At 37.1% G+C, this 21,349-nt stretch carries 16 protein-coding genes and 1 pseudogene; all 17 read right to left on the bottom strand.

From position 1 onward, the window contains the following. Nucleotides 1-266: 266 nt before the first annotated feature. Nucleotides 267-1,626: pseudogene (locus KQI21_RS14490) on the bottom strand (methyl-accepting chemotaxis protein). A 14-nt stretch (nt 1,627-1,640) separates the two neighbouring features. Next, nucleotides 1,641-2,246 (bottom strand): low molecular weight protein arginine phosphatase, encoded by a 606-nt coding sequence (locus KQI21_RS14485; RefSeq protein ID WP_216484950.1) that lies wholly within the window; start codon nt 2,244-2,246, stop codon nt 1,641-1,643. A 415-nt stretch (nt 2,247-2,661) separates the two neighbouring features. After that, nucleotides 2,662-3,210: a manganese efflux pump MntP gene (locus KQI21_RS14480; RefSeq protein WP_216484949.1), complete on the bottom strand. Its 549-nt coding sequence runs from the start codon at nt 3,208-3,210 to the stop codon at nt 2,662-2,664. A gap of 724 nt (nt 3,211-3,934) precedes the next feature. Continuing rightward, nucleotides 3,935-4,960, bottom strand: coding sequence for an L-threonylcarbamoyladenylate synthase (locus tag KQI21_RS14475; protein WP_216484948.1), 1,026 nt, complete (start codon nt 4,958-4,960; stop codon nt 3,935-3,937). A 489-nt stretch (nt 4,961-5,449) separates the two neighbouring features. Continuing rightward, nucleotides 5,450-5,851, bottom strand: a complete 402-nt coding sequence (locus tag KQI21_RS14470) for a GNAT family N-acetyltransferase (RefSeq protein WP_216484947.1) — start codon at nt 5,849-5,851, stop codon at nt 5,450-5,452. A gap of 70 nt (nt 5,852-5,921) precedes the next feature. Further along, entirely contained in the window at nt 5,922-6,533 is a 612-nt protein-coding gene (spoIIR, locus tag KQI21_RS14465) for a stage II sporulation protein R (protein WP_216484946.1), read from the bottom strand. A 70-nt stretch (nt 6,534-6,603) separates the two neighbouring features. Then, on the bottom strand, nt 6,604-7,455 hold the full coding sequence (gene prmC / locus KQI21_RS14460; protein ID WP_253291533.1) for a peptide chain release factor N(5)-glutamine methyltransferase: 852 nt from the start codon (nt 7,453-7,455) through the stop codon (nt 6,604-6,606). 13 nt (nt 7,456-7,468) lie between these two features. Beyond that, nucleotides 7,469-8,539: a peptide chain release factor 1 gene (gene prfA / locus KQI21_RS14455; RefSeq protein ID WP_216484945.1), complete on the bottom strand. Its 1,071-nt coding sequence runs from the start codon at nt 8,537-8,539 to the stop codon at nt 7,469-7,471. Nucleotides 8,540-8,911: 372 nt separating this feature from the next. Then, nucleotides 8,912-9,532 (bottom strand): thymidine kinase, encoded by a 621-nt coding sequence (locus KQI21_RS14450; protein ID WP_216484944.1) that lies wholly within the window; start codon nt 9,530-9,532, stop codon nt 8,912-8,914. A gap of 1,112 nt (nt 9,533-10,644) precedes the next feature. After that, a complete protein-coding gene (locus tag KQI21_RS14445; RefSeq protein WP_077318529.1) occupies nt 10,645-10,890 on the bottom strand; it encodes a type B 50S ribosomal protein L31 in 246 nt (81 codons plus the stop codon). Nucleotides 10,891-11,131: 241 nt separating this feature from the next. Beyond that, nucleotides 11,132-12,415 carry a transcription termination factor Rho gene (rho, locus tag KQI21_RS14440; protein WP_216484942.1) on the bottom strand — a complete coding sequence of 428 codons (1,284 nt, stop codon included), beginning with the start codon at nt 12,413-12,415 and terminating at the stop codon, nt 11,132-11,134. Between the two features lie 1,595 nt (nt 12,416-14,010). Continuing rightward, nucleotides 14,011-14,976: a class II fructose-bisphosphatase gene (glpX, locus tag KQI21_RS14435; protein ID WP_216484941.1), complete on the bottom strand. Its 966-nt coding sequence runs from the start codon at nt 14,974-14,976 to the stop codon at nt 14,011-14,013. A 394-nt stretch (nt 14,977-15,370) separates the two neighbouring features. Beyond that, nucleotides 15,371-16,657: a UDP-N-acetylglucosamine 1-carboxyvinyltransferase gene (gene murA, locus KQI21_RS14430; protein ID WP_216484939.1), complete on the bottom strand. Its 1,287-nt coding sequence runs from the start codon at nt 16,655-16,657 to the stop codon at nt 15,371-15,373. A 127-nt stretch (nt 16,658-16,784) separates the two neighbouring features. Next, the gene (fsa, locus tag KQI21_RS14425) at nt 16,785-17,426 is read right to left on the bottom strand and encodes a fructose-6-phosphate aldolase (protein ID WP_216484937.1); all 642 of its coding nucleotides are present in this window, start codon (nt 17,424-17,426) and stop codon (nt 16,785-16,787) included. Nucleotides 17,427-17,461: 35 nt separating this feature from the next. Beyond that, nucleotides 17,462-18,319, bottom strand: coding sequence for a class II fructose-bisphosphate aldolase (locus KQI21_RS14420; protein WP_216484936.1), 858 nt, complete (start codon nt 18,317-18,319; stop codon nt 17,462-17,464). A gap of 101 nt (nt 18,320-18,420) precedes the next feature. Next, nucleotides 18,421-18,780 carry a response regulator gene (locus KQI21_RS14415; RefSeq protein WP_216484934.1) on the bottom strand — a complete coding sequence of 120 codons (360 nt, stop codon included), beginning with the start codon at nt 18,778-18,780 and terminating at the stop codon, nt 18,421-18,423. 856 nt (nt 18,781-19,636) lie between these two features. Beyond that, nucleotides 19,637-21,247 carry a CTP synthase gene (gene pyrG / locus KQI21_RS14410; protein WP_216484932.1) on the bottom strand — a complete coding sequence of 537 codons (1,611 nt, stop codon included), beginning with the start codon at nt 21,245-21,247 and terminating at the stop codon, nt 19,637-19,639. Between the last annotated feature and the right edge of the window lie 102 nt (nt 21,248-21,349).

The raw sequence follows: 21,349 nt of genomic DNA, 5'->3' as shown, positions 1-21,349 counted from the left end.
CTTCCATCTTCTACTGAATGCTAGTTAAACGAATCGGGCATTTAGGTGCCGTTTTCTCCCACTTAGACCCTTTTGTACCAACTCAGGCTCTTAAAGTGGGAGTCTTACGGCCACCTTACATGCGGGATAAAAGCTTCTAAGTCCACTTTATCACGCATCTAAGGTGCCGTACACCCCACAAACAGAATGATAGATACACTCCAGAATTCTATCTTGAATTAACAGAATCTAAATACTCGCTCGGTTCTATTAACATTCCGTGAATTTCACTTTACTTTAAATTGATTGATTTGTTGATTTAGAATCGTTGCTTGTTTTTCTAATTCATGCGCCAATTCATCGACCCTTTCAATAGTCGATGCTTGTTCGTGAATGGAGGCATTAACTTCCTCCGCACCAGCTGACGTTTCCTCTGCAACAGCAGCAACCTCCTGAGATTGTTTTACCGTATCTTGAATCGCTTGTAACTGTTGATCAACTAAATTAGTAATCCGACTGAGATTGTTTTACCGTATCTTGAATCGCTTGTAACTGTTGATCAACTAAATTAGTAATCCGACCAATTTCTGTAGCTACCTCTTCAACAGAACCAGACATTTCGGCAATGACGGTATTTGTCTTCTTCCCATTATCGGCTTCTTGTTTAGCATAGGATACGTTATCATCTATTTTAATTACTACAGCAGCAACGTCATCTTGGATAGCAGTAATTAATCCAGAAATTCGTTGTACAGCCTGAGCACTTTGATCTGCTAACTTACGAATTTCATCCGCTACAACTGCAAACCCTTTACCATGCTCACCAGCACGTGCTGCTTCAATTGAAGCGTTTAATGCTAATAAATTTGTTTGTTCGGCAATTTCTCCAACCATCGTAATAATTGTCTCTACTTGCAAAGCATTTTCTTTTAAATGATCTACATCTTTTAAAGATGCTTCTTGTTCATTCACTAGTTTTTGTATTCCGGCTACTAATTGATTAACAGATTGCTTGCTATGTTCTAAAATCTCCAGCATAGCATTGGATTTATTCTTAGAATCAGCTGCTTTTCGTTGGACTTCTTCTGCAAGCTCTGTAGCGAGTTCCACTGCTTCTGCTGTATTTTGAATTGCTTCAGAAGCATTTTCAGCCCCCTTGGAAATTTCATCAGCTGAAGAGCGAATTGAAAGTGAGTGCTGGTTTGCCTGCTCAGAAGCCTCCCGAATATGAATAACTGATGTATTCGTGGTTTTAAAGTGCTTGTCTATATTATGTACGATATCGGTTAAATTTTTAAGCATTTTATCAAAAGATATTGCCAATGCTTTAATTTCATCATCCGACTTCGAAATTTCAATAACTTGTTTTAAGTTTCCCTTAGCAGCCTCAGATGCAGCAGCTTCTAATTTTTCAAGCGGCTTGACAATAAATCTTGCTGCAAAAAAGGCTAAAATGCCTGACCAAATAATTCCCAATATAAAAGTTGTTATCGTAAAAAAATGTTCAGAAACATCCATAAAATTTTTTACATAGTCATAAACAACATAAATGAATATAGCGCTTACTGAATACGTTACCAAAGCTAAAGTAGTCGTAAATAACACCAGCTTCAACCGTAAACTGAACCGATACTTCTTTGTCTCCATAAAACTTTCCCCACCTATTTCGAGATTTTTTTTCGTAATAGGTCAATATATTTATCCAATTCCTCCAACGTATTCTTATATGCCCGTAAATCACCGCCGAAAGGATCTGAGATGTCATAATTTATTAAGTTTGCTTCCAATCGCCTAATATTTTCCATTTCTTCTGCAAGATGTTCTTGTATTTGTTGGTCTAGCAAAGAATTGTCTAATTTATGCTGATTTTTCTGGATAAATATCGACCTTTTTTCCTCATAATCCGCATATGCCTTCTTCAATTGCTCCCATACTTTTTTATCGGCTTCTAATACATATTCTTTAAAAGTGTAATACTTTTCTTGAAAGTTGGGGTACTCCATAATTAATGACTGTTTATGTTGAGTCGTCATAGTTAATACAATATCTGCCCAATTAAGCAATTCTTGCGTAACTGGTTGGGAACGATGATCCAGCTTGATCCCTTTCTCTTTAAGCGCTTGAATTGCTTTGGGGCTGGCTTGTTGATTTTCGACGGCAAAAACCCCAGCTGATTTCACCTCTGTATTTAGGATTTTATACTTTGCTAAGGCTTCAGCCATAGGGCTTCGGCACGTATTACCTGTACATACAAATAACAACTTCATTGCAGCCGGTACCTCCAATTAAAAATTTTTCATGCTATTGTAAATAGTTACCTTTCTTTTGTCGTTACATTCTTCACAATAGGACATATTAATTTTGGAAGCATATTTCAAATACCAAAATACATACGTTTTATTGTTAATCCTTGTAACACATCTTCTATTCTTATTTAATCATCATTACTCTCCTACTAATATACCATATCCGTACAGTTCTTTCATTGTTAGCAGCAAAAAACCCCTCATCTGTCTATCCAATTGCAGAACGGATGTGGAGGAAATATGTATTGTCTATTCTTATTCACAATTCATACAATTATGTATGTTTTTTATTTAACTAGTAATTTAATAAGGATATATTTTAAACCCGATTATTGCAAAATAATGTTTAAGCTGTTAGTCAATCTGTTATAAACAGCTAACCAAATAGTAGGCGCATGCCAAATGCGATTAAAATACTCCCACCTAATAATTCACTATACACTCCTAAATATCCATGAACTTTTTTCCCGATTAGCATGCCTATCCAAGAGAGTACTGCGCTTAACATTCCAAATAAAATGAGGGCAAAAGCTGTTTTAACACCTGAGATACCAAGACTCAGTCCAACGGAAAAGCTATCCATGCTTAAGCTTAATGCCAATAAAAATAAACCAGTTCCTATCGGTTGGATAATCTTTATCTGATCGCTAAATGCAGAAAAAAACATTTGTGCCCCAATTCCTATTAACAAAAGTCCCCCAACAACGGTTGTCAAATGCCCGATTTGCTCTGAAATCAGCTTGCCAGATACAATTCCAATAAACGGCATCATAATATGAAATACACCTATAATCATACCAATAAGAGCTATCCGCTTTAATCGGAGCCGTTGCATACCTAGTCCTAGACTAACGGAAAAAGCATCTAATCCAAGTGCAAATGCTAAAAACAATAAAGCAGTTATTTCACCAATATAACCTGACATTACAATCCTCCTTGGACATGCTTATAAACTATATGTGTGCCCAAGAAAAAATATGTATAACCTGGTTAAGATTCACTTCATTTCATTTGATTTTGGGGGCAAATAGATTAATTGGGCTTATCCCTAAAAATAGTTATGTTAAAACCCATTTCTAACACTCTTCCCTGGGCTTAGACATAAATAAACAACCCAATAAGGGTGTGAAGTTAGCCTGTTTGGGGTGCGGATTCTATATTGATCCCAAAGTTAGAACGGCTGTTCTTCACTTCTACTATTAGAAAGGGGCTGGGACATAAGCAAATACTAAATAGCAAAAAACGAACAATTTGTTTATAATTGTTGGTTTGTTTGTGTTAAAAAAATTCCTATCATCGCTACGTCAAAATATTTCGCTTTCCGCGGGCACGGCCTCAGCTTCCTCGGAAAGCAAAGATCGCTTTCCTGCGGGATCTTCAGCTCGAGCTATTCCCGCAGGAGTCTACATATTTTGACTACGCTAAAAACTTGCGTATACACAAGGACGATTTATTGTTCGTTTTTTAATCAGCTGTTTTAGTTTTGTCCCAGCCTCTTTAGCGAAAGCTGTAGTTTTTCTTATACTATAAACCCAAAAATTTTATACTTTCCTATAGTATAAAAAAATAGTAGCACAGGACCATGGCCTTGGTCTTATACTACTACTGGCATGTTTGGGGTGCAATACACAAAATGCGTTGGTGTGTTGTTATACGTGAATATAGTTGCTCGCTGCTTTCGTCAACCGATTCATGACCGCTTGTCCAATGCCCCGTTCTGAAAAAGATTGACAAACGATAACATCCACATCGTCTCGTTTAAAGGTTCGTAAAGCGTCATATAGGTTTGTCGCTACTTGCTCCATAGTTTCCCCTAATGAAATGGTTGAGTGGGCATGGAGACCGTCTATCATTTGAGCAGTACCCATCAATCCAACTCGTTTACCTTCAGCTTGAAGTTGATCAATCGTTTGTTTAATGTTTTGCTTTGCCCCAGTAACAATCCACAAAGGTACTTCTGGAGAATAATGCCGATATTTCATACCAGGAGCTTTTGGTTTTTCTGTTTTAACAGCTAATCCTGGATCTACCATTACCGATCCGGCTGCTTGTTCTATTTGTTCTTTGGTGACTCCTCCCGGTCTTAAAATAATAGGAATACTATTTGTACAGTCAATCACTGTCGACTCTAGACCAACACCGGTCGGACCTCCATCTAAAATTGCGGCAATTTTTCCGTTTAAATCTTCCCATACATGTAAAGCAGTAGTAGGACTGGGTTTTCCAGATATGTTCGCACTTGGAGCTGCAATCGGCAAACCACATGCTGTTAATAATTGTTGAGCAATAGGATGACTCGGTATACGTACTCCAACTGTATCTAGTCCAGCTGTTACATTGGGGGCGCATCGTCCATTACTCGGTAACACAAATGTAATGGGGCCTGGAGTATATAGTTCCATTAACTTATCTACATAATCCGGCCAATCCGTAACAAGTTCCGCTACTTGTGATTTCGATGCAACATGAGCAATTAATGGGTTATCCTGTGGGCGTCCCTTTGCATTAAAAATTTTATTGACGGCCTGTTCATCCGTAGCATTTGCACCCAAACCATAGACCGTTTCAGTTGGAAAAGCAACAGCTTCTCCTTGCTGAAGTAATTTTGCTGCTTGCTGAATAGCCAGTTGGTGTTCTTCGGCGTTATGATAGATATCCCAATATTTTGTTTCCATTATGGCTTTACCTCTTTTCTACTATCATCATTTTAGTAGAACTAGATTATTTACGCAATCATCTTAAGTTCAAATCAAACTTATCAATCCCAGCATGAGCAATCATTTTTTCGATAAGTTTCGCATCTGATGTATATATTCCTTGAATATAGTTTTTATGATATTATTGTCCACGGATGTATTCTCCTTATAATTAGGGGTTTGGAAGGACTACCATTCCTTAATTATAAGGTTTTATATATATTTTAGTTAGAATTTCTATTATCCAAAACATTGACAATAATTTGAGTTGACCTTTACTTAAAAAGTTTATGTAACGCTAGTACTTTAATATGGAAAATAAAATCTGTGGACAATTACTCAACAGAGATATCCACAGACTTATTATTTTCAATCTTGCTTATTACTCCTACTATTTATATTTATACACATAATCCACAAGAAAAACGATAGTTATCCACAAATTCTGTGGGTAATATTGTGAATATGTTAAGAAACATGGTATAACCACCAGTTCCCATTACTTTTATCATAATTATTCACAGATACTCTCTCTTTTTGTGGATGAAATTGTAGCGCTTCCAGCAAAATATCCACAACTGGCTGATGACTGTGAACATATACACGTTGAGCATGCTTCTGCTTAGCCATTGTTAAAATAGCTTCCAAAAGCACAGGAAGGATCGCCGCTTCGGACTGCGTAATGTAAAGCTGCTTCAGCCAATACGTACCTTCCTCGATCTCTTCCAAGGTAAAACAGCCTTCAATATTCCCTCTCATCTCTACTACGTAACCATATTGGAATAAACTATGTTTGTTCACATTTGGATTCGTTTGTAAAAATTGCTCTAATCGTTCCCTTGATGCCTTATTTGCCTGAATTAAATTCATTTCTACTCACCTCTATTACGATTTAATAGTCTTTATCGAATTAGTTTATTTTATGCAGGGTTTCTTAAAACTATGACCATCCTAGCCATTCAAAGAGAAAAAACGTTACTTCAGGTTCATCGTCTTCATCTTCTTTCATTTCTTCACGATGTGCTTCTTCAGCAGAGACAGCGTTTGTGCCAGTAGAAAAGTCGAGAAAACATAACGGTGGAAACAACACACACCACCAATTATCCCCTTTTCCTTCTCCAATCGTGATTAACACTGCTTCGTACTCTCCCGCAGGATATACATAAGATCCATAAACTTTTGCAGGAAAGGATACGTTGTTACCATATTTTACTTCAAATTCTTGATTTACCTCGGATTCTTCCAATACTTCTTTAACAATGCTTTCGACTTCAGGAATACGTTGTTCTATTAATTGTCTAGCTTGCTCAATATCTGTAATTTCTTCCACCCAGGTTGTAATTTCTTCATTAACCCGATCACGGACAAGACGCTTTAATGTTTGATCTTCTTCATTATCGCTATGAGCTAATATACGTAAGCGAATCGCTTCATCAGGAATAACTTGAAAATCCTCCTTGACATTCACATTATCTTTTTGACTAACTACTTGCGCCGGAATACTAAGAAATACTATGAAACATATAAAAACAAAAAATACTAGCTTCTTCATCATTATTTCCTCCCTTGCTATCCATCATTATGGACAATGGCTAATGATTTTAAACTAGTATTCTTATAAATTATATTTTTACAGCGACAATGCGGTCTTTTCTATTTATATCCTTTAACACTTGCAGATCACTATTTGGATAAGCATGATGCACTAACTCAGATACCGCTTCAGCCTGACGATGACCGATTTCAAAAGCGATAAATGAAGGCGATACAGCCATTTCTTTTGTTTGGTTTATTATTTGTTGATAGGCAGCTAATCCTTCATTCTCAGCAAAAAGAGCAAGCTTTGGATCGAAATTTTTTACCGTATCTCTCAACAAACTAGCTTCCGTTTGTGCAATATATGGTGGGTTAGAAACTATAATATCTGGTTGAATATCATTTTTGTGTACTGGCTCTAAAAAGTCCCCCATTAAAAATTGTACAGAGACTTGATGTTTTTTTGCATTCTCTCTGGCTACAGTTAAAGCAAATTTTGAAATATCAGTAGCATAGACATTTACATTCTTTAGTTCCAAAGCGAGCGTAATTGCAATTACCCCGCTTCCTGTTCCAATATCAACAATTGTAAGTGCCTGATTTTCAAACTGCTTTTTTACTGTTTGAATGACGAAATGAACCAGTTCTTCTGTCTCTGGTCTCGGGATAAGTACATGCTTATTAACTTTATATTTTCGCCCGTAAAATGAAGCAAAGCCCATAATATGTTGAACAGGTATTCCCATTTCAGCATGCTGCTGAATAGCCCTTTTATACTTCACTAATACTTCCTCTGAAACCGGTTCTTGCATGTTCATATAAAAAGCTGCTGATGATACTTGTAAATAATGCTGCAAAAGAATTTCTGCTACCCGTTCTTCGCGTTGATGTTTCTTTAAAAAAAGGGAAGCCCATTGAAGGACTTCATATTGCTTCATTACTTTCATCCTTTTATTCACCAATTTGCTCCAGCTTCTTTGTTTGATCTTCCATAATTAACGCATCAATAATTTCATCTAATTTTCCTTCTAAAATTTGATCAAGCTTTTGAATGGTAAGACCAATCCGGTGATCTGTCACACGATTTTGCGGAAAATTATACGTGCGAATACGCTCAGAGCGGTCTCCTGTTCCTACTGCAGATTTACGATTTTCATCATATTCTGCTTGCGCTTCTTGTTGGTACATATCATAAATACGAGCTCGTAAAACCTTCATTGCTTTCTCTTTATTTTTTATCTGTGACTTCTCATCTTGGATAGAAACAACAATGCCTGTTGGAAGATGTGTTAAACGAACAGCAGACATCGTTGTATTAACACTTTGTCCTCCTGGTCCACTAGAGGCAAATGTATCAACGCGAATGTCTTTTTCATGAATTTCCACTTCAACTTCTTCAGCTTCAGGCAGTACAGCTACCGTTGCTGTTGATGTATGGATACGTCCTCCTGATTCAGTCTCTGGAACCCGTTGCACGCGATGTGCACCATTTTCATATTTAAGACGAGAATAAGCACCTTTTCCGTTAATCATAAAGATAATTTCCTTATATCCACCAACGCCTGTCGTATGGACTTCCATTACCTCCGTTTTCCACCCGTTACTTTCGGCGTAACGAGTATACATACGATATAAATCACCGGCAAATAACGCAGCCTCATCTCCACCTGCTGCACCGCGTATTTCCATAAAGACGTTTTTATCATCATTGGGATCTTTGGGTAATAATAAAATCTTTAGTCTTTCCTCTAATACTTCTTTCCTCTCAGTCAGATCAGTAATTTCTAGTTTCACCATTTCTGCCATTTCTTCATCCAGCTGTTCTTCTTGCATCTCTTTCGCATCTTTTAACTCTTGCATCACATCTTTATATTCACGATATGCTTGGACAACATCCTCTAGTCCAGCCTGTTCCTTTGAATATTCTCGAAGTTTTGTTGAATCACTAATTATTTCCGGATCACTTAACAACTCATTTAATTTATTATAACGATCTTCTAAAGATTGTAAACGTTCTAACATCACGGTCACCTCTTTCTGATTAACAGTATAATTATAGTATACTCCCGTTTCAAGGTCAAAATCGATTTGTATAAGGATTTTAAAAAACGAATGGCACGGTTTATTATTTGAAAAGACATGAAAGCCACTTTTTTAACTGGCTTATTTAGCTAGATCTAAGGGCTAAACCTCTATGTTATTCCATGTAATTAACGAACAACATCTACAACGTTGACTCATCACAGGAAGCGGTTCGAAAAGTTTACTTCAGTTCAAGAGGAATAAGTTAGACACAACAGCACGGGCGCTTAGGCGTAAGCTAAACGATGATATCCACAATTTAGTAGCAGATATAGCTTCCTAAACAGGAATAAAGACGCCTTGATAGCGCCTTTATGGATTAAGCTTGGACAATTTTTCAGCTATGATATAGTTTGGTTTATTAGGAACTTCATGATGATGTCGGCATCTTGGCTCATAGGATTCAGAAGCGCCAACTAGAATGATTGGATCATGATAAGAGGCAGGTTTACCATCTATTAAACGTTGTGTTCTACTTGCAGGGGAACCACAAATCGGGCAAATTGCGTTTAATTTAGTAACAGATTCACTTAAAGCCATTAGCTTCGGCATTGGACCAAATGGTTCGCCACGAAAATCCGTATCTAAACCGGCAACTATAACACGTATCCCTTTATTCGCCAATTGTTCAACAATTGTAACAATAGATTCACTAAAAAACTGGGCTTCATCTATCCCAACGATATCTACTTTTTCATCTATATGTTCCATTAGCTCTTCTACATCTTTAATTGGTCTTGCAATTATTGAAGTACCGTTATGAGAAACAACAGCATCCTTTTCATAACGATTATCAATAGCTGGTTTAAATACCCGAACTACCAGGTTAGCATATGTAGCACGTCTCACACGACGTATCAATTCCTCTGACTTTCCAGAAAACATACTACCGGAAATCACTTCTACCCAGCCACTTTGTTTCATCACATACATGCTCCATGCCCTCTCTTTCAATCATTTCTAAAATTGTTTACCCGCATCTATTTATAACTACGAGAAGATACAAAACCTTAAATTTATACTTCTAAAAATTTTAAAGAACGTTTTCGCATCTTTTACAAAAACAAAACTCTAATCTATCCGAGACTACTTTTGTCTCCTGCTGTTTGTTAGACTCGGAGTCAATTAGACTTATCAGTTTTTCTATCTATTAACGTGTCCATTTTATTTATGTTGATCCTTAGAAAAACTTGCTTGTCGCCAAGTCTTTAGCGAAAGCTGTAGTTTTTCTTATACTATAAAGTGAAACTTCATTCCGTGGAATGCTTTTTACACGGAATGTTAGTTTGAACGAATCGGGCATTTAGGTGCCGTTTTCTTCCACTTTGACCCTTTTGTACCAACTCAGGATCTTATAGTGGAAGTCCTACGGCACCTTACATGCGGGATAAACCCTAAAATTTTATACTTTCCTATAGTATAAAAACAAATTCCTGCTGTTGGTTTTTATAAGGAAGACGATAAAGTGAATCTTCAATCAGTGGGGGTTTTCTTTTATCCCCACTGATTGTTAGAATGAACAGAATCGGGCATTTGACTTGCAGTTGGATCCTCCACTTATATCCTCCTTGGTTTTACCTCGAAGCATGAAAGGGCAGGTCTTACTGCCAGTTACATGCAGGATAAAGCAGCAACTTTGCACTTAGGATCATTCATTTTCTCCAAATTTACTTATAGAGAACTTATTAGTGCCAAGCTCTCTAGTACAGGGGGAGCTGCTAGTTGCATGGATACACAAAATATTTACATTAACTTCTAGACTAAATATTAAATGCCCTTTACGGAACAAAAGCTAGAAACGCCTTGGTAAGCCCTGATAAGCGCTGAAACTCCGACGAGGAGACTGTTGCCGCAGAAGGAGTGAAGCGATCTTAAGAGGCTAGGCGCTGAAGCTGGATAGGACGAGATGTCATAAAAAAATTACCCGTAATGAACAAGATTTATCGTTTCCTAAACATTAAAAAACTAAAAAACAGGCAAAGATGCAACATTTTGCCTGTTTTATACGTTATTAAACCTTTTGTAGCAGAATTCTTCTCTTCTGCTTACTTCATATTATATTTCTTCTTGAAGCGATCTACACGTCCACCTACTTTATCAGCTTTTTGCTTTCCAGTGTAGAATGGATGTGAAGCTGAACTAATCTCCACACGAATTAATGGATACGTATTTCCGTCTTCCCATTCAATCGTTTCATTTGAAGATTTGGTAGAACCACTCAAGAATTTAAAGTCGGAGCTCGTATCAAGAAATACTACTTTTCTGTACTCCGGATGAATATCTTTTTTCATGTCTTTCCACTCCTTTTTGCCCTGAATCCCTTGGAAACAGAGTTATTGTAAGAGCCGTCACAGGTATAATACCTTATCTAAACTCACATAAAGAGATTATAACAGGATGATTCATGGAATGCAATAGTAGGTTTTACCTTAACCATAACGGTATTGTTATATTTGCTTTACCATCATAAGCTGTCAAAGTTATGATGGTCTATTAATAGTCTGATACGTATAAAGAAATTTATTCCAGCGCTTAAGATCGTCTCACTCCACGCCGTTTCATTTCTTCGTCCATCATTTGAAAAAACTCTTCATTATTTTTTGAAGCCTTTAATCTTCTTAAAAATCGTTCTAAAAAATCGTTGGAATCTTGCATTGTTTTACGAATTGCCCACATCTTATCCAGATGTGATTTATTGACAAGTAATTCTTCCTTCCTTGTTCCGGAACGCAGAATATCAATAGCCGGAAAAATACGACGCTGTGCTAAATTGCGATCCAAATGCAATTCCATATTTCCGGTCCCTTTAAATTCCTCATAAATAACATCATCCATTCGGGATCCAGTGTCAATTAATGCTGTAGCTAAAATGGTAAAACTGCCACCTTCTTCAATATTACGTGCAGCTCCAAAAAATCGTTTTGGACGGTGAAAAGCAGCTGGATCAATTCCCCCAGATAATGTGCGACCACTAGGAGGAATGACAAGGTTATAAGCCCTTGCTAGTCGGGTAATGCTATCCATTAGCACAATGACATCTCGTTTATGCTCTACTAGTCGCATTGCCCGTTCTAATACTAATTCAGATACTTTAATATGACTTTCTGGAACTTCATCAAAGGTAGAACTTACTACATCTACATCCGGATGAACCGATCGTTCAATATCAGTGACTTCCTCTGGACGTTCATCGACTAACAAAATGATAAGCTTCGCATTTGGATGGTTTTGCGAGATGCTGTTGGCAATCTCTTTTAATAAAGTTGTTTTCCCGGCTTTAGGGGGTGCTACAATCAATCCACGTTGTCCATAACCAACTGGGGTCATCAAATCAATAATTCGAGTTGATAAATTATTTGTTTCCGTCTCCAGCTTCATTAGTCGATTTGGATATAATGCGGTTAACGCAGGAAAATGAACTCGTTCTTTTGCTGTTTCCGGGTCTTCTCCATTAACAGCATCCACATGGAGTAAACCATAATATCTTTCATTTTCCTTTGGAGGACGTACTTTCCCGGATACTTTATCCCCATTACGTAAGTCAAAACGGCGAATTTGTGAAGCTGAAATGTAAATATCCTCAGCACTGGGTGAATAATTAATTGGACGGAGAAATCCGAACCCTTCAGAAGGAATTATTTCCAAAATTCCATCCATAAATAGATAACCATCTTTTTCTGCCTGTGCTTTTAAAATTGCAAAAATAAGTTCTTTTTTCGTTAACTTTGCGTAATAAGAAATTTTATATTCTCTAGCTAATTGGTATATTTCCTTTAATGTTAACGTCTCCAAACGGGAGATAGTTAATCCTGCCATCTAATAATCACCACGCCTATTAAAATATTTTAACTGTAGAGTTCGCTCAGGCAAATTTAGGATACAGGAAGCCAATAATACTGAGGAATTTGAAAAAATCACTCATTAAGTAACTTGCTTTCCCAATAACTATCTACTTGAATATGGAACTCTTACTTGTTTATAATCTTTAGAAAACTATGATAAAAACGTTCACTGATCATGAGTATAAAGTGAAACTTCATTTCTTGGAATGCTTTTCCCAAGAAATGTTAGTTGAACGAATCGGGCATTTAGGTGCCGTTTTCTCTCACTTAGACCCTTTGGTACCAACTTAGCCTCTTTGAAGTGGGAGTCTTACGGCACCTTAATGCGGGATAAATTATTTCATCTTAGATCTTATTCCACTTAAGCATTCACATGTACGTTCTAGAAAATTATAGTAAGTATCTGCAGATATAAAAAACGTTCCTTTCTATCTATACCATTTGCATAAACGGCTTTCTATAAATTAGAGTTTTCACTTCTTTGTTGGAAGGTCTGTCCTTGCAGAAAAGAAGAAAGATTTAGAAGCTAGATTAGAAGTTCAACAAATTACACACATATATCGTAAACATATACCATAATAACCTTTTACCACTTAAGATTCAACAATATAATGATAAATATTAAAAGAAATTCTATGATTACGATTACTTTAGTATAGCACATCAGGAAAAATTTTTTTCAAGAGGGTATTCAAAAAGTCCATAAAAAATGACTCATCAAATTTCTCATACGTTAAATGGATAAAATTTAACACTGAAGATGAAGATGACGTAGTGAAATCCTCAGTCAAGAAAAGGTATTTCTCTCGCTTCAAACAGCTTTTATTAGCTTGACCATTGCAAGCGAAACGACTTATAAATTCCTAATTGGTTTGGGTTGACTGGACATGGAAAGCTACGTTAGCAACACATCGCACGCAGAAAAAGCGTACTTCTTTTTCAAGGAGAATAACACTCCTGGGATACAGTTTTACTTTAAATTCTAATTAGTTGCAACTAGGCGTTCGACTAGTGTTTTTGCTTCTCGTCTTGCAGCACATGTTTCTAACTTTATACACTATTCTTAAACTACACTGCCTCGAACTTAGGCCCAAGACTTGCTAATGTCGGCATTACAAGATAATAGGGAAAGCTGCGACAGCAATACAGCCGCGCATTTTTGAAGGACGCTCAATCTTAAGCCGACCTCGAGCCTGATCTCAACCTCTTTTTGAACATGCATTACAAGCAAACTACAGTAACTTTTCTAGGAATTTAGCTTTTTCTCTTCAAGAAGAAGTATTACAGCAAATCATTTCTTCCTTATCATAAGTTTAACACTATATACGGAGCTTGCAACCATCCGCTTTAAATTCTTGGTTAGCGCTAAGCCTTTTACGCAGCGATTACTAGTTATACTTATTCGTAAAACCTCAGGCACTATTACTGTTACCAGTTTATACGAAAGTTTTTTCCTTAGGTAAAACTAATAGAAAAGGAAGCCGTTTGATTGGCTTCCTCTCCCTTTATCTATAATGGAGAAAATATACTTATCACTTATTTGTTACCATTTTTTGGTGGTTTCATACATTACTTAATAACAAGATTAGGCTTTTTCTGTAAACTATGCGTACCATCAATAAAACGTACTGTGCCACTTTTTGCTCGCATCACGACAGTTTCTGTTGTTGCTTGCTTGCCTTTAAATTGAACTCCTCTCAATAGTTCACCATCCGTCACACCTGTAGCAGCAAAAATCGCATCATCACCATTACAAAAATCCTTCATGTATAATACTTTATTCAGATCATCTATACCCATTTTCAAACAACGATCGGTTTGCTCTTGATTGGTTGGAAAAAGTTTTCCTTGCATTTCGCCACCAAGGCATTTTAGAGCAACAGCTGCAATGACACCTTCTGGAGCACCACCAATTCCCATTAAAATATCAACGCCTGTTTCATCGAATGCAGTATTAATTGCTCCTGCTACGTCACCATTTGAAATAAGTTTAATGCGAGCACCGGCCTCGCGGATTTCTTCAATTAACTTATGATGACGTGGTCTATCCAATACAGTCACAACTATATCTTCTATTGCTTTATTTTTAGCTTTGGCAACAGCTTCCAAGTTTTCTAAGGTAGAAGCATTAATATCAATTTGACCAACTGCTTCTGGACCAACTGCAATTTTATTCATATACATATCTGGTGCGTGTAACAATGTACCTTTATCAGCTATAGCTATAACAGAAAGGGCATTCCAAGAACCATTTGCCACAATACTCGTTCCTTCTAGTGGGTCAACAGCTACATCAACTCCCGGTCCATTACCGGTTCCCAATTTTTCACCTATATAAAGCATAGGTGCTTCGTCCATTTCTCCTTCACCAATAACAACTGTTCCTTGCATTGGTATTGTATCAAAAACAGCACGCATGGCTGTAGTTGCTGCATCATCAGCTTCTTCTTTTTTTCCTCTACCCATCCAACGTGCTGATTTTAATGCAGCTGCTTCTGTGACACGTACTAACTCCATCGTTAAACTTCTTTCCATTAATAAATCTCTCCCTTTAGTAAAATATCCTCATCCCAAGAAGAAATTTTACAAAGGCTACTGTTGTTGTATTATATCTATTTAAGAGGTTATTAAAAAAGACAAGATAAAATAATGCGTCAACATTCATCGCTTAGGATGCATTAAACTGTAGTGTAAAAAAGTTAAGGCGACGAAATAGAAATTTTAATTTCCAAAGTATACACGCAACTAGACGGTCACCTGCACTATGATGTGGTGCTAAAACTCCTCCATCTTACAGTTTTAACGCACAAGATGTGTAGTGTCGGCGTTACAACAACAAGAAATGCGTCGATAGTTATACATCGCGCATTTTCAAGGACGTTACAATCTTAATTATCTTAGGTCCATTTATCCTCTTCTTGACAGCAATTTAAGAGTTTTGTAGCTCTTGTACTTCTTGTTCTGTCATTTCATCACGCCAAATTTTAGCGCCAAGATTTGTTAATTTTTCTGTGATGTTTTCATAGCCACGATCGATATGATCGAGACCCGTAATTTCTGTAATTCCTTCTGCCATTAGACCAGCAATTATTAACGAAGCTCCAGCACGAAGATCTGTTGCATTTACTTTTGCTCCTTGTAATTTTACAGGACCTGTAACAATAGCTGAGCCACCTTCTACTTTAATCGAAGCGTTCATTCTTCTTAACTCATCGATATGCTTCAATCTTGCAGAATATATTGTATCTGTTACAACACCTGTATTATTCGCCTTTGTTAACAAGGACGTAAACGGCTGTTGGAGATCGGTAGGAAATCCGGGGTAAACCAATGTTTTTATGTCAACACTTTTCAATAAATCTTTTGGTCTAATTAAGAGTGACTCATTGCTTTCTTCAATAGGGAGCCCCATCTCACGCAGCTTAGCTAATAAGGACTCTAAATGTGTAGGAATCACATTATCGATTACAACTTCTTTTCCCATAGCAGCAGCTGCAATTGCATATGTCCCTGCCTCAATACGGTCCGGTATGATTGTATGACGACATCCACTTAAATGAGAAACACCTTCAATACGAATAACATCCGTACCTACACCTTTAATTTTCGCTCCCATATTGGTGAGCAATGTAGCTACATCAATAATCTCCGGTTCTTTAGCAGCATTTTCGATAATCGTCTTCCCTTTAGCTTTGACCGCTGCTAACATTATGTTAATCGTTGCTCCAACACTCACGACATCTAAATAGATACGTGCACCGATCAATTCTTTAGCGCGCAAGTAAATTGCGCCTTGCTCATTCGTGACTTCTGCACCAAGAGCTTCAAATCCTTTTATATGCTGATCAATTGGACGTGGTCCTAAAAAGCAGCCGCCAGGAAGACCTATTACCGCTTTATTGAACTTGCCGAGCATCGCACCCATAAAATAATACGATGCCCTAAGCTTTTTTACTTTTCCATTTGGAAGTGGCATGGCCACCATATTTGCAGGATCAATATTAACGGTTTGTCCATCCCAGGAAACCGATCCACCTATCTCCTCCAATAAATCACCGAGCGTAAATACGTCAGAAATTTGTGGAAGTCCCTCAATTGTTACACTAGAATCAGCTAATATCGCTGCTGGCAACAATGCAACTGCACTATTTTTTGCCCCACTGATTCTTACTTTGCCATTTAGCAGATGGCCACCTTCAACGAACATTTTTTGCATATAAAAACCCCACTTAGGCAAGGATCATGTGGATCCTAGTGTATGTCCACACCACTTGCAATCTTTATCGCAGTGAATACAACTGCATTTGCTCCTTAGGTTGCGCTGTTTTTCCATTATTATACAATTAATTTTGTTTATTCCAATCTGCTAAGAATTTTTCAATTCCTTGGTCGGTTAACGGATGCTTAACAAGCTGCTCTAAAACCTTAAACGGAATTGTCGCAATATGTGCACCATGAAGAGCAGCTTCTATTACATGTAAAGGATGACGTATTGATGCAGCAATAATTTCTGTTTTAATATCGTGCTTTTTAAATATGGTAGCAATTGTTTGGATTAAATCCATTCCATTATGACCGAAATCATCTAAACGACCCAGAAACGGTGATACATAGGTAGCACCTGCTCGAGCTGCAAGTAAAGCTTGATTTGCATTAAAAATAAGTGTAACATTCGTCTTAATATTTAAATCACTAAAGGTCTTTACTGCTTTTAAGCCTTCTAAAGTCATTGGAACTTTAACGGTAATATTTGATGCAATGGCTGCTAATTCCTTTCCTTCACGAATCATACCTTCTGCGTCTTCAGAGATTACTTCGGCACTAACAGACCCAGAAACCTCTGCTGTAATTTCACGCAGACGATCATGGAATGAAACATTCTCTTTTGCTACCAAACTTGGATTGGTTGTTACTCCATCCAGTACTCCTAAGGCATTAGCTTCACGGATCTCATCAATATTTGCTGTATCAATAAAAAACTTCATTCGTACCCCTCCTCCACATCTTGTTTGAAAACATCTTAAGCTTTTTGTGATGAGCCAAATTCACGCATTTTGCTAATAACTGTTTCTTTAATCGCTTCTCTACCCGGTCCTAGATATTTACGTGGATCGTATAAATCAGGGTTTTCGTTCAACACTTCACGAACTTTTTTCGCTTGTGCAATTTGGTTTTCTGTGTTTACATTAATTTTTGCTGTACCTAAGGAAATGGCACGTTGAATATCTTTTGTAGGAATACCAGTTCCACCATGTAAAACTAATGGTATTTTTACCAAATCAAGAATTTCTTCCATTTCCTTGAACCCTAGATTAGGCTCTCCCTTATACGGTCCATGAACAGATCCGAGTGCTGGTGCCAGGCAATCAATCCCAGTTACATCAACTAGCTGTTTACATTCTTGGGGATCTGCATAAATAACACCGTCTGCTATAACATCATCTTCTTGCCCACCAACTGTACCTAATTCTGCTTCTACAGAAACGCCATGTAGATGAGCTAATTCTACAACTTTTTTTGTAACCTCGATATTTTCTTCCAATGGATCATGTGATGCATCAATCATTACGGATGTAAAACCAGCATGAATAGCTTCTGCACATTTTGCAAAGCTAGACCCATGATCTAAATGAATAGCTACTGGCACAGTTGTTTTATATGAATCCATAAGTGACTTTACCATGGCCACTACTACATTGAAACCACCCATATATCTTGCGGCACCTTCAGAAACACCTAAAATAACTGGAGATTTTTCCTCTTCTGCTGCCTGTAAAATTGCCTGCGCATATTCCAAGTTATTTAAGTTAAACTGACCTACCGCATAACCATTTTCTTTACCCTTTTCTAACATTTCTTTCATTGATACTAATGGCATGTATATCCTCCTCTTAGATGAACATTACACCTATGTCAAAATAAATTACACTATAAGAATACCAACAACCGTCCAAAGGCGCAACAATACTTTATTTAATTTTAACCGAGAATCGAATTTACAACCCTACATACTTCCTTAATATTAAACGGTTTGCCTATAATCGTTACAATATTGGTACATTCTATATTGTCAGCAAGGACAGCTTCACACATTCCGCTCATAATAATAGTAGGAATGTAAAGGTTTGTTTTCTTTATTTGCCGCACCACTTCTAAACCGTTAAAAATTGGCAAATGGTAATCGATCATTAATAAATGAAAAGTAAAAGAATTAATTTTATCTATAGCCTCTTTACCATTATTGGCAGTCTCCACATAATAACCCTCTTCTGTAAGAATATCTTTCAGGAGCATACAGATTCCCGGTTGGTCGTCAACAACTAGGATTGCTTTTTCCATTTATAGACTTCCCCTTTCTAAAGCATTTGTCCCCCAACACTAATATTCGCTATTAATCGCTAGATATCCTGCAATTCTTATGGGTTTTGCCAAATAAAGAAGAGTAAATAATAATGAAGTCTTAAGTTCATGTTCAAAAAAGGATAAAGTTAAACTTCATTCACTAAGGCTTTTTTCTCTGCGAAAGAAAATCAAAGGCTAATCTCGATGTATCGCTGAAGAAGTTTTTCTTATCCGAACTTAACTTCGACCATAAAAATCTCATGTATAATTACTGTAAATAAAAAAGAGGCTGGGACATAACTAAAACAGCTGATTAAAAAACGAACAATAAATCGTCCTTGTGTATACGCAAATTTTTAGCGTAGTCAAAATATGTAGACTCCTGCGGGAATAGCTCGAGCTGAAGATCCCGCAGGAAAGCGATCTTTGCTTTCCGAGGAAGCTGAGGCCGTGCCCGCGGAAAGCGAAATAGTTTGACGTAGCGATGATAGGAATTTTTTTAACACAAACAGAGGCTGGGACATAACTAAAACAGCTGATTAAAAAACGAACAATAAATCGTCCTTGTGTATACGCAAGTTTTTAGCGTAGTCAAAATATGTAGACTCCTGCAGGAATAGCTCGAGCTGAAGATCCCGCAGGAAAGCGATCTTTGCTTTCCGAGGAAGCTGAGGCCGTGTTCGCGGAAAGCGAAATAGTTTGACGTAGCGATGATAGGAATTTTTTTAACACAAACAAACCGAACAATTATAAATGAATTGTTCGGTTTTTGCTATTTAGTATTTGCTTATGTCCCAGCCTCTTTGCTATTTAGTATTTGCTTATGTCCCAGCCTCTTTTTTATGTTTATTTATTATTTAGCGTTTTGATACTCTAAGGCAGCACCGATAAGCCCTTTAAATAAAGGTTGTGGTCTAGTAGGTCTAGATGTAAATTCCGGATGAAATTGACATGCTACAAACCACGGATGATCGGCAATTTCAATTGTTTCAACAAGACGGCCATCAGGGCTTGTACCGGAAAAGACAAATCCATGATCAATCATTTGCTCCCGGTAAACATTGTTAAACTCATAACGATGACGATGCCGCTCTTCAATACAATCCGCACCATTATAGGCTGCTTTTGTTTTAGTATTATCTTTTAATTTACATGGATAAGCGCCAAGTCGTAAAGTTCCCCCAAGATTGGCAATGTCCTTCTGATCCGGGAGTAAATCAATAATCGGATGTGGTGTATTTGGATCAATCTCTGTTGAATGAGCACCTTCAAGCCCTACAACATTACGAGCAAATTCCACCGTAGCTAGTTGCATACCTAAACAAATACCTAAAAACGGGATCTTATTTTCTCTTGCATGTTGAATAGCAATAATTTTACCATCAATTCCTCGATCACCGAAACCACCGGGAACGAGAATACCATCCACATTTTCTAGCTCTTGATGAATCGTTTGTTCATCAAGCTGCTCTGAATTAATCCAATGTACATGAATATCCGAATCAAATATAAATCCAGCATGTTTTAATGCTTCTACGACAGACAAATATGCATCAGGTAATTCAACATATTTTCCTACAAGCGCAATATCAACTTGCTTTGATAAATGCCGTACTTTATTAAGCAATTCCTTCCACTCACCCATATCCGCTTCTTGGCACTCTAAACCAAAGTGATTGCATGTTAGTTGATCTAACTGCTGTTCTTGCAAAGAAATTGGTATCTGATAAAGTGTATCAGCATCTATCATCTCAATCACTGCTTTTTCATTAATATCACAAAACAGAGCAATTTTTTCTTTCATTTCCTTACTAATTGCCTGTTCTGTTCGCAAAACAATAACATCAGGTTGAATCCCAAGAGAACGCAATTCTTTCACACTATGTTGGGTTGGTTTGGTCTTCATCTCACCAGCAGCTTTAATATAAGGAACAAGCGTACAGTGAATATACATGACGCTATCTCTGCCAACATCCTTCTTAATTTGACGAATTGCTTCCAAAAAAGGTAATGATTCGATATCACCAACGGTTCCGCCGATTTCCGTAATTACAATATCTGCTTCTGTTGCTTCCCCAGCGCGAAATACCTGTTCTTTTATTTCATTTGTGATGTGTGGAATAACTTGAACTGTTCCACCTAAATAATCACCACGGCGCTCCTTACGAATAACACTTGAATATACCTTTCCTGTTGTAATATTGCTATACTTATTTAAGTTAATATCAATAAACCGTTCATAATGACCTAAGTCTAAATCGGTCTCTGCACCATCCTCTGTGACATATACTTCCCCATGCTGGTAAGGGCTCATTGTTCCAGGATCAACATTAATATAAGGATCAAATTTTTGAATCGTAACTTTTAAACCGCGATTTTTTAATAATCGTCCCAATGAAGCTGCTGTAATTCCCTTCCCTAATGAAGATACAACGCCTCCAGTAACAAAAATATATTTAGTCATCTTACTCCCTCTTTCTCTATATTTTTATTAAATCAAAGGTTTTTTAGGAATTTAGCTCTTTATAAATAATTGCATAATAGTCACAAATAAAGACCATACATG

It is taken from the genome of Virgibacillus proomii, from assembly GCF_018916875.1.
In the GTDB taxonomy this organism is placed as follows: domain Bacteria; phylum Bacillota; class Bacilli; order Bacillales; family Amphibacillaceae; genus Virgibacillus; species Virgibacillus proomii_B.
Note: the sequence above shows the minus strand (reverse complement) of the source record. Positions and strands in the feature narration are given on the sequence as shown.

Excerpts from the sequence above, each read along its gene's own strand:
- KQI21_RS14485 (WP_216484950.1), bottom strand. The coding sequence starts at position 2,246 with ATGAAGTTGTTATTTGTATGTACAGGTAATACGTGCCGAAGCCCTATG.
- KQI21_RS14480 (WP_216484949.1), bottom strand. The coding sequence starts at position 3,210 with ATGTCAGGTTATATTGGTGAAATAACTGCTTTATTGTTTTTAGCATTT.
- KQI21_RS14475 (WP_216484948.1), bottom strand. The coding sequence starts at position 4,960 with ATGGAAACAAAATATTGGGATATCTATCATAACGCCGAAGAACACCAA.
- KQI21_RS14470 (WP_216484947.1), bottom strand. The coding sequence starts at position 5,851 with ATGAATTTAATTCAGGCAAATAAGGCATCAAGGGAACGATTAGAGCAA.
- spoIIR (WP_216484946.1), bottom strand. The coding sequence starts at position 6,533 with ATGAAGAAGCTAGTATTTTTTGTTTTTATATGTTTCATAGTATTTCTT.
- prmC (WP_253291533.1), bottom strand. The coding sequence starts at position 7,455 with ATGAAGCAATATGAAGTCCTTCAATGGGCTTCCCTTTTTTTAAAGAAA.
- prfA (WP_216484945.1), bottom strand. The coding sequence starts at position 8,539 with ATGTTAGAACGTTTACAATCTTTAGAAGATCGTTATAATAAATTAAAT.
- KQI21_RS14450 (WP_216484944.1), bottom strand. The coding sequence starts at position 9,532 with ATGTATGTGATGAAACAAAGTGGCTGGGTAGAAGTGATTTCCGGTAGT.
- KQI21_RS14445 (WP_077318529.1), bottom strand. The coding sequence starts at position 10,890 with ATGAAAAAAGATATTCATCCGGAGTACAGAAAAGTAGTATTTCTTGAT.
- rho (WP_216484942.1), bottom strand. The coding sequence starts at position 12,415 with ATGGCAGGATTAACTATCTCCCGTTTGGAGACGTTAACATTAAAGGAA.
- glpX (WP_216484941.1), bottom strand. The coding sequence starts at position 14,976 with ATGGAAAGAAGTTTAACGATGGAGTTAGTACGTGTCACAGAAGCAGCT.
- murA (WP_216484939.1), bottom strand. The coding sequence starts at position 16,657 with ATGCAAAAAATGTTCGTTGAAGGTGGCCATCTGCTAAATGGCAAAGTA.
- fsa (WP_216484937.1), bottom strand. The coding sequence starts at position 17,426 with ATGAAGTTTTTTATTGATACAGCAAATATTGATGAGATCCGTGAAGCT.
- KQI21_RS14420 (WP_216484936.1), bottom strand. The coding sequence starts at position 18,319 with ATGCCATTAGTATCAATGAAAGAAATGTTAGAAAAGGGTAAAGAAAAT.
- KQI21_RS14415 (WP_216484934.1), bottom strand. The coding sequence starts at position 18,780 with ATGGAAAAAGCAATCCTAGTTGTTGACGACCAACCGGGAATCTGTATG.
- pyrG (WP_216484932.1), bottom strand. The coding sequence starts at position 21,247 with ATGACTAAATATATTTTTGTTACTGGAGGCGTTGTATCTTCATTAGGG.